The sequence below is a fragment of the Oleiphilus sp. HI0123 genome, from assembly GCF_001635315.1.
The window spans coordinates 1-7,839 of record NZ_LWGE01000951.1 but is presented as its reverse complement, the minus strand read 5'-3'; the positions used below and the strand labels follow the sequence as shown (position 1 = coordinate 7,839).

Annotated in this window: 8 protein-coding genes; 4 read left to right on the top strand and 4 right to left on the bottom strand. The window is 45.0% G+C overall.

All coding sequences use genetic code 11. The features are described 5' to 3' along the window. Positions 1-1,820: polyphosphate kinase 1 (gene ppk1 / locus A3761_RS08285; protein WP_068750098.1), on the top strand; the 1,820-nt coding region annotated here is incomplete at its 5' end. A gap of 163 nt (positions 1,821-1,983) precedes the next feature. Further along, the gene (locus A3761_RS08280; RefSeq protein WP_068513500.1) at positions 1,984-2,880 is read left to right on the top strand and encodes a DUF4344 domain-containing metallopeptidase; all 897 of its coding nucleotides are present in this window, start codon (positions 1,984-1,986) and stop codon (positions 2,878-2,880) included. A gap of 15 nt (positions 2,881-2,895) precedes the next feature. On the opposite strand, the gene A3761_RS08275 is transcribed toward A3761_RS08280, so the two are convergent. The 3 genes from A3761_RS08275 to A3761_RS08265 form a co-directional block, all read right to left on the bottom strand. Next, entirely contained in the window at positions 2,896-3,321 is a 426-nt protein-coding gene (locus A3761_RS08275; RefSeq protein WP_068513497.1) for a MarR family winged helix-turn-helix transcriptional regulator, read from the bottom strand. Between the two features lie 9 nt (positions 3,322-3,330). Continuing rightward, a complete protein-coding gene (locus tag A3761_RS08270; protein WP_068513493.1) occupies positions 3,331-3,534 on the bottom strand; it encodes a hypothetical protein in 204 nt (67 codons plus the stop codon). A gap of 148 nt (positions 3,535-3,682) precedes the next feature. Then, on the bottom strand, positions 3,683-4,432 hold the full coding sequence (locus tag A3761_RS08265) for a hypothetical protein (protein WP_068554474.1): 750 nt from the start codon (positions 4,430-4,432) through the stop codon (positions 3,683-3,685). Between the two features lie 131 nt (positions 4,433-4,563). Here A3761_RS08265 and A3761_RS08260 point away from each other — a divergent pair, with 131 nt between their 5' ends. Further along, positions 4,564-6,420, top strand: a complete 1,857-nt coding sequence (locus A3761_RS08260) for a hypothetical protein (RefSeq protein WP_068553389.1) — start codon at positions 4,564-4,566, stop codon at positions 6,418-6,420. Then, positions 6,413-7,042: a hypothetical protein gene (locus A3761_RS08255; protein ID WP_068553390.1), complete on the top strand. Its 630-nt coding sequence runs from the start codon at positions 6,413-6,415 to the stop codon at positions 7,040-7,042. The genes A3761_RS08260 and A3761_RS08255 overlap by 8 nt, the downstream gene beginning before the upstream one ends. On the opposite strand, the gene A3761_RS08250 is transcribed toward A3761_RS08255, so the two are convergent. Further along, positions 7,032-7,839, bottom strand: an 808-nt coding sequence (locus tag A3761_RS08250) for an efflux RND transporter permease subunit (protein WP_197472974.1), incomplete at its 5' end; no start/stop codon positions are given. The genes A3761_RS08255 and A3761_RS08250 overlap by 11 nt on opposite strands.

Here is a 7,839-nt window from a genome sequence, read left to right as displayed (position 1 = left end):
TAGAAAAAATCAAACATATCGCGACAGATTTTGTTCGTGAACAGTATGAGATTTTGAATGATGTGCTTCTGCCTGAGTTAAAAAAAGAGGGGATCAGTTTTCTAAGACGCCAGGAATGGAGTGAAGCTCAACATGAATGGTTAGCTAATTATTTCGATAACGAAGTACTACCGATTATTAACCCCATCGGTCTCGACCCTTCACACCCCTTTCCTCGCCTGGTAAATAAGAGTCTAAACTTTATCGTAGAGCTGGACGGAAAAGATGCTTTCGGTCGTGAAACCGGCCTGGCAATCGTTCCCGCCCCCCGCTCTTTACCCAGGCTTATTAAATTACCTGCGGAGATTTCCAAGGGTGATGAACTGGTATTCTTATCTTCAATTATTCACGCTCATGTTGACCAACTATTTCCCGGCATGTCAGTGCAAGGCTGTTACCAATTCCGTTTAACCCGAAATGCCGACTTTGAACTTGAACAAGAAGATATGGAGGATCTGGCCTCTGCATTAAAAGGGGAGCTGCTCTCGAGACGTTTTGGTGACGCTGTTAGATTAGAGCTTGCAGACAACTGCCCAGAGCATCTGATCTCTTTCTTGCTCAAAGAGTTTAAACTGAGTAAAGATGAACTGTATCAAGTGCGAGGCCCGGTTAACCTTTCTCGCCTAATGCAACTACCAGATTTAGTCGACAAACCTGAACTACTCTACCCGGCCTTCGCTCCAGGCCTGCCAAAGCCTTTAAAGAAAAGCAGCAATATTTTTTCAACTATAAAACAGAAAGATATTCTTCTGCACCACCCCTTCCAGAGCTTTACACCAGTTATCGATTTTCTTCGACACGCTGCCCTAGACCCCGATGTCGTTGCTATTAAACAAACACTTTACCGTAGCGGCGCTAATTCTGAAATTGTTGCCGCCTTGGTCGATGCAGCAAGACGCGGAAAAGAAGTCACTGCAGTAATAGAATTACGAGCCCGTTTTGACGAAGAAGAAAATATTGAACTAGCCAGCCGCCTGCAAGAAGCTGGCGCTGTCGTCGTTTATGGCGTAGTGGGCTATAAAACCCACGCCAAGATGATACTCGTAGCCCGACGCGAAGCCGAAGGTTTTAGGCACTATGTACATTTGGGTACGGGTAATTATCACGCAAAGAACGCCCGCCTCTATACAGACTATAGCTTTATGAGTGGTGATGAAGCTCTCGGGAAAGAGGTTCATAAAATATTCCAGCAGCTCACGGGTATGGGCAAAGCACTGAAGATCAAAAAACTATTCCATGCTCCTTTCACCTTACATGACTCTTTGGTTTCGATGATAGAAAGAGAAGCTAATAATGCCAAAGCAGGTAAAGCCTCAGGAATCACCATTAAAGTTAATGCAGTATCAGAACCCAAAATTATTCGGGCACTGTATCGAGCATCACAAGCAGGCGTGCCTATTAAGCTTATTGTCCGCGGCATATGCTGTTTACGTCCAGGGCTAGAGGGTATTTCCGAAACGATCGAAGTACGCTCTGTGATCGGGCGTTTCTTGGAGCACACTCGAGTTTATTGGTTCCACAATGATGGTAATGACCAGATTTATGGTGCCAGTGCCGACTGGATGACCCGTAACCTGTTAAAGCGTGTTGAAACCTGCTTCCCGATGGAAGATAAGAAGCTAGTAGAACGCGTGAAAGCCGAAATTGGCTTCTACCTAAGCGATAATTGCCAAAGCTGGATTATGGACACCGAGGGAAAATATCATTTGAACCAACCTGCCGAAGCCGAATCTCGAGTCTGCGCACAACAATATTTACTCGAGCACCTTGCCTCAACCTAAAGCCAAACCTGGCACTCTTCTTTTATCTGTTTTCAATACTTTAAAAGAAGAGTGCGATTCAGCCGACATTACCAAAGATTCAGTACATTTAGTTTAAATTCCGAATAGAATGGGCTAACTGGGTACCACAATAGATAATTTAAATAATAAATAGACGCTTCCCATGACTCCTTCTATACATATCAGATTACTGCTCCTGCTTATAACGTCAACCCTAACCTTCAGCACCTACGCATCGATCTCTATTACTGAGCCTCAACAGCCATCAGACTTATCATTTCAAACTGACGCTAAGAGTGAATACGATACCAAGCTAATTACACGTCTGAAAAAGTCTCAAGTTTTCGAACGCTTGCGAATATTTAGTGAACAAGACCTTATTTTAAAACAAAGCATCATTTATCACTTTCACCAAGCTGACCAGGCTACAACGAGCCAACCTTTAGCACTTGACACTGCAAGCTCGAACAACAAACAAACCAGCCAGGTTGATATAAAGATCGACATCCCCTTCTCCTTTCTATACCAACTAGATCAAGGCCTAATTGCCAAATACCCTCAACAAGAGGGTATACAAGAAGCGATATACAGCGCAGCCGTTGAAAAATATTTGTGGTTTGAACTAGGCAGAGCCTTGGTTAGTCAGTTTGATTTAGGCGTATCCGGGCAAGAAGTATTTGCACTGGATAACTTCTCGACCCTTATGCTTATCAACCTGAACCACCATGACAGCGACTTTATTCTGGAAGCAACGGAAGCATTTCTACTAATCAGGCAATCTATTCCTTATGGCGGCGAAGAAGACTACGAAGCTGAGGTTTCACTCGATGAGCAGCGCTACCGCAAAGCCGTTTGCTTAATACTCGGCAAAGACTATCTGGCTCGCGTGAACAGAACAGAGCAAGCCTATCATGAGCTATTAGAAGAGCTGGCATGGGATCAGAAAAAAATTGAACAGTGCCAAAAACTGTATCTGGAGAAGTTACAGACCTGGCTTGATGCCTTACAACCGCACCTCAGACAAGAGAATAGGCTCACCAGCTGGCTTGCTGCACACTAGTCTTAAAGGAAACAATTACAGTACTTTGAGCAGCGCCTCGCATTGCTGCTTTAAGGTTTGTAACTGCTCAGGAGGTAGGTCAAGCTTGCAAAGCATTTGCTCAGGTACCGCTTGCGCCTCAGCTTTTAGAGAGCGACCACTTTCAGTCAAAGTAAGAATTTTTACTCGCTCATCACGAAGACCAGGACTTCGACTCAATAAGCCTTTCGCTTCAAGACGCTTTAATAAAGGTGTTAAGGTTCCTGAGTCCAGATGAACCCGCTCCCCTAAATCACTGACGTTGATTTCGTCTTTTTCCCACAATACCATCATGACAATGTACTGAAGGTAGGTCAGGTCCAGTAATTTAAGGAATGGCCGATAGGCTCGAACCATCGCATTGGAAGCACTATATAAAGAAAAACAAACCTGTTTATCCAGGCGAAGAAGGTCTTCCGACATAAATAAAGCTTAGTACCAAACGATAAAGGTAGCCGCGGCACTTACACCACAGGTTTCAACGAATTCACTATGACGACAAACATGTTTACCAATCGCATAGCTCAAGCCAGCACCAACAATATACAGTTCCAAGTCCCTATCTTTTTGAAAGCTCTGACAGCCACCCATAAGCAGCGATACGGCAATCAGGACACATGCACTCAACTTTTTCATCAAACTCTCCCAGACCTCCTTTCGGCAATTAGAGGCTATCCTACAAATGACGCAAGTATAGAGCAAGCTTTCATCCCATGATACGTGAAGCAGTCAGCATCAAGCCCTAGATAATCATCGCTTTAGAGCGCAAACAAGCTGTATTAACTTAGAACTGACGCTGCATATTCCAGGTTCTCCGTTTCCGAAAAGTGGATGTTTGCTCACGATCTTTTTGTAAAATAATCACTTCCCCCCCCTCTCCCAGAATCGTTACAGGGGCATCATCACCCTCTATATGGTAAGCATTACCTTCAGTATCGCTATCACTAAGCACTCCATTTATTTCCAAGGAAGGGTCTTCATCATCTTTATCTTTTAAATACTTCGTGCCTGCTTTTTCTCCACCAGCTGCTTGCTCTAGTTGTTCAAGCGCATTTTTTCCCACGCCATCCTGTTGATCTTCTTTAGCCGAAGCCGCTGCACTATCTTTCATAGGAGAGTATGTATTCTTCGAAGCCTTATCGCTACTCTTCTCCAACTCATCCCTTGAGCGCATACTTGAAGGCTCAGTTGAATACTCTTGCTCCAAAGCTTCCACCGACTTCTGCGAAGTTTGCCTCTCTTTTTGCTTAGCCTGTGTTTTATCGGAAGGCTGCCCGAGCTTTTTTTGGGATGCCTTTTCAGCTTGTTTTTGCAAAGGTGATTCTGGCTCTATCTGCTTAGTAGCGGCCTGACTTTCTTTTTTGGCTTTCTTTTCCGCTGTCTCATTCTCTTTGCTCTGCTTCTCTTCAGGACTAAGCTTCTCAAGCTTTGACACATCTTCTTCAAGAGGAGATACTTCCGCCAATTGCCGGGTAGTACAGGCACTAGTAAGAAGCAGAAAAAGCAAACTAGCGAGAACAATACTATTTTTCATACCTGAGTCACTGATTTAGATAGCGAATTAACTCACTATTAGAAGATAGTGTGAACGAAGTAGCTTAAGCGTAAAACTTCGATAACATACACAAACAATCGAAAAAATAACAATAACGGAAACCCAAAGGCATGACAAACGGCCAAGCTCAAACCGTTACCAGTTCAATTGAGCCGGTTCAAGCACCCTCTTTAACGATAAACCCGGAACGCGAGAGCATTGGCAAAAAGCTAATATTCTTTGCCTGGGCGGTTGAGATATGCGCCGTGATTATCGGCTTTGCCATCTCCATTATGCAAGGCATCAGTTCGTTCACCGAGATAGAAAATAATCGCCCTCAGGGTTTGGGCTTTGGCGATTACACCAATGTGTTTATCGCCATGATGCCTTTTTTGATGGTCGCGATTGTCGAAATCACCAAAATTCCTTTTGTTGCGGCGACCTATAAAACCAGCAATACAAAGTGGAAGTTTATCTTCGGTACCTCCCTAATTTTTCTAGCCTTTATCACTTTTGAATCAGCCCTCAATGGTTTCGAAAGAAACTTTCATGCCCTGATTTTCTCAATCGATAAACATAAGAAAGAACTAGTGGCCGTCGAAGAGGAAATTGAACCACTCGAAATACGGCGCACTCGTCTGGCAAGCTTAAGCTCTTCGCAAATTGAAGCCGAATACAGCCAGCGTCATGCCATCATATCAGAAGAGCGTTCTCGCCAAGCAGAAGTAATTCAGGACCGCATTCAGGGCTTACGCGCTGCAACTCAAAATGAATATATCAAAGGCCTATCTGCGCAAATTGAAGATAGACGCGAGCAGCTCAAAGCTTTACGCGCTGACCGTCAGAAGGAACTGGATGCACTGATTGAGGCTTCACGACAAATGACGCTCAATGCCAGCAGTGAGCTAGACACTCAACGCCGAAGCCTTCAACAACAGCTTGCCAATGAACAAGCCTATCTAAAAGAGCTTCGAGTGAAGCGAGAGAAGAAAATCGCTGATGCAGGCTTCTTCTCTGAAAACTCAGTTAAGAAAGAACAGAATGCTCTCGTCGAAACGCAAGAGAAGAAGGTTGAAGACCTACGCCTTGCACTGAATAAACTCAGTGACTCAGACAAACAAAAGACACTCCGAGCCACTTATAACCAGGATATCGAGGCCGTCAAAGATCGCTATCAGGCACGAGAAGATACGCTAAACCAAAAAATTCAGGCGCTATCACTGAAGCTCAGCAAGAGTCTAGGAGCCCGCGAAAAAGATATCGAATCGGTCATTCAAACTCATATGAAGGAATTGGCACGTGTCGAAAAGAAATTCCAAGAACAGCAAGGCGAGAATGAGCAAATACGAGAAAAGGAATTCAAACAGCTTTCTGAAAATGATGCCATTATTAAAGAACTCGATCAGACTATCTTTGACAAGAGCAAACAGCGCGTTGAACTGCGTAATCTGGTCAACCTGAAAGTTGGCGACAACCAAGTCTACCGCATGGCTCAATGGTGGTATAACAAAGAGTCTGCAGCTGACCTGGGCAGAAAGGATGTGATGACCATTGCAACACTATGGTTTGGTAGCCTTGCTTTGCTTATTGCCGTGACTGGCATCTTATTGGCCTTTGCATCCTACGTTATTCGAGACCCATCAATTGCAGACTATAAAGCAGATCGAGACAGCATCCCTTCAATTACCAAGAAAGCTTTCAATAGCGCCCGCCGCCTTATCATCTACTGGAGACAAGTGCAGCGCCGCCCCGTGATAAAAGAAGTCGCCACCGAAGTCATCAAAGAAGTGCCTGTCGAGAAAGTGGTTAAGGTTGAAGTTCCTGTCGAGATCATCAAAAAGGAAATCGTACACGTACCTTTGTATACGGAGGATAAGTCGCTACTCAAACTTGCCGAGAATCACAGCTTTGATGAGCAAGACCTAAAGGAAAACAATACTAAAGGCCGTGATGAAACCAAGCCTAATAACGGGCATAGTGATGGCTAAGCAAGCAAGTGAACAAACAACAGGCGATAAAGAGTCTGAGCAATACGAGTCCGTCTCGCACAACTTCGATGCGATGAATCGTGCTATAGATACCCAAGTGGATAAACAACTGGAGCTCTCCTCTCTTTATCAGTTCCAGCAGAGCTCTCGTCGCACACTGATGGCCATGCACATCACCGTCAGCCTCTGCGTGCTTGCCCTAACAGCTGCGGCTATCTGGTGGTTGCTCTCAAGCTCAGGCAGCTTTTTCAGCAGCGATATCACCTATACCGAATCGATACTCAAGTCCGCCTCAGACCGAAAGACTAGTGATGCCCTAAAGATTATCTCTGAGGCTCAAGATTCAAATAACAATCCAGACAAAGCCTTTATTGATACCTCCTTTACCGTGTTTCACCGCACACTTATATCGACAGGTGAATATGTGGTAACAGGTAAGACTTACGAGCCAGATGACCTACAAACTCCCTCTGAACAATATTGCTACCTGGAACAGAGCCAAAGTAGCAATCAGCTGAGTGGGCAGGCACTCTCTTATATCGAAGATAAAGAACTTATACTCGAGACGGAAGATCAAGCCATGATTAGCCTGGCACACCGCTACTGCCAGTTTAGTCGCTAAGTGCTTGCTTGCGAAACAGTCTCTGTATATCGGCAATCACCAAATAATTTACCGGCACCAGCACTAGGGTAATTAAGGTAGCGAAAACAATACCAAAGCCTAAAGAGACCGCCATCGGAATCAGAAACTGAGCCTGGGTTGACTGTTCAAACAGCAATGGCATCAAACCAAAGAAGGTGGTCAAAGAGGTAAGAATAACTGGGCGGAATCGTGCAGCAGCTGCACCGCTAACTGTTAGCAATAAGTCCCTGCCTTCCTTGCGGCGCTTGTTAACAAAATCCACCAGAACCAAGCTATCGTTCACGACAATTCCCGTAAGCGCCAACATTCCCAGCAAGCTAATTAGCGTCAGGTCCATCCCCATAATCCAGTGCCCGGCAATGGCTCCGATTGCGCCAAAAGGAATCACCGCCATGACGACCACCGGCTGCAAGTAAGACTTAAATGGGATCGCCAATAAGCTATAAATTATAAACAGCACAAATAAGACGCCCCATTTCAAGCTCCCGAAAGACTGGCGCTGCTCTTTCGCTTCACCTTCCATACTGTAGCTCACACCCGGAAACTGCCCAAGCTGCCGGTCAATATAATCTCGTAGCTCCTGTTGCAACACCAACATATTGGTTGCTTGTTTGTCGACATCAGCCCGAACGCTAATAGTACGCTTCAGATTCAAACGACTAATAACAGCCGGCGTTGACTCTGCTCGTAAGCTCGCGACTTGAGAGAGCGGCACAGCACTTCCCTGGGCATTACGAATCAAGAATTCTTCCAGTGAACGAATAGACTGCCGATCA

Coding starts and splice junctions, on each gene's coding strand:
- A3761_RS08280 (WP_068513500.1), top strand. CDS start 1,984: ATGACTCCTTCTATACATATCAGATTACTGCTCCTGCTTATAACGTCA.
- A3761_RS08275 (WP_068513497.1), bottom strand. CDS start 3,321: ATGTCGGAAGACCTTCTTCGCCTGGATAAACAGGTTTGTTTTTCTTTA.
- A3761_RS08270 (WP_068513493.1), bottom strand. CDS start 3,534: ATGAAAAAGTTGAGTGCATGTGTCCTGATTGCCGTATCGCTGCTTATG.
- A3761_RS08265 (WP_068554474.1), bottom strand. CDS start 4,432: ATGAAAAATAGTATTGTTCTCGCTAGTTTGCTTTTTCTGCTTCTTACT.
- A3761_RS08260 (WP_068553389.1), top strand. CDS start 4,564: ATGACAAACGGCCAAGCTCAAACCGTTACCAGTTCAATTGAGCCGGTT.
- A3761_RS08255 (WP_068553390.1), top strand. CDS start 6,413: ATGGCTAAGCAAGCAAGTGAACAAACAACAGGCGATAAAGAGTCTGAG.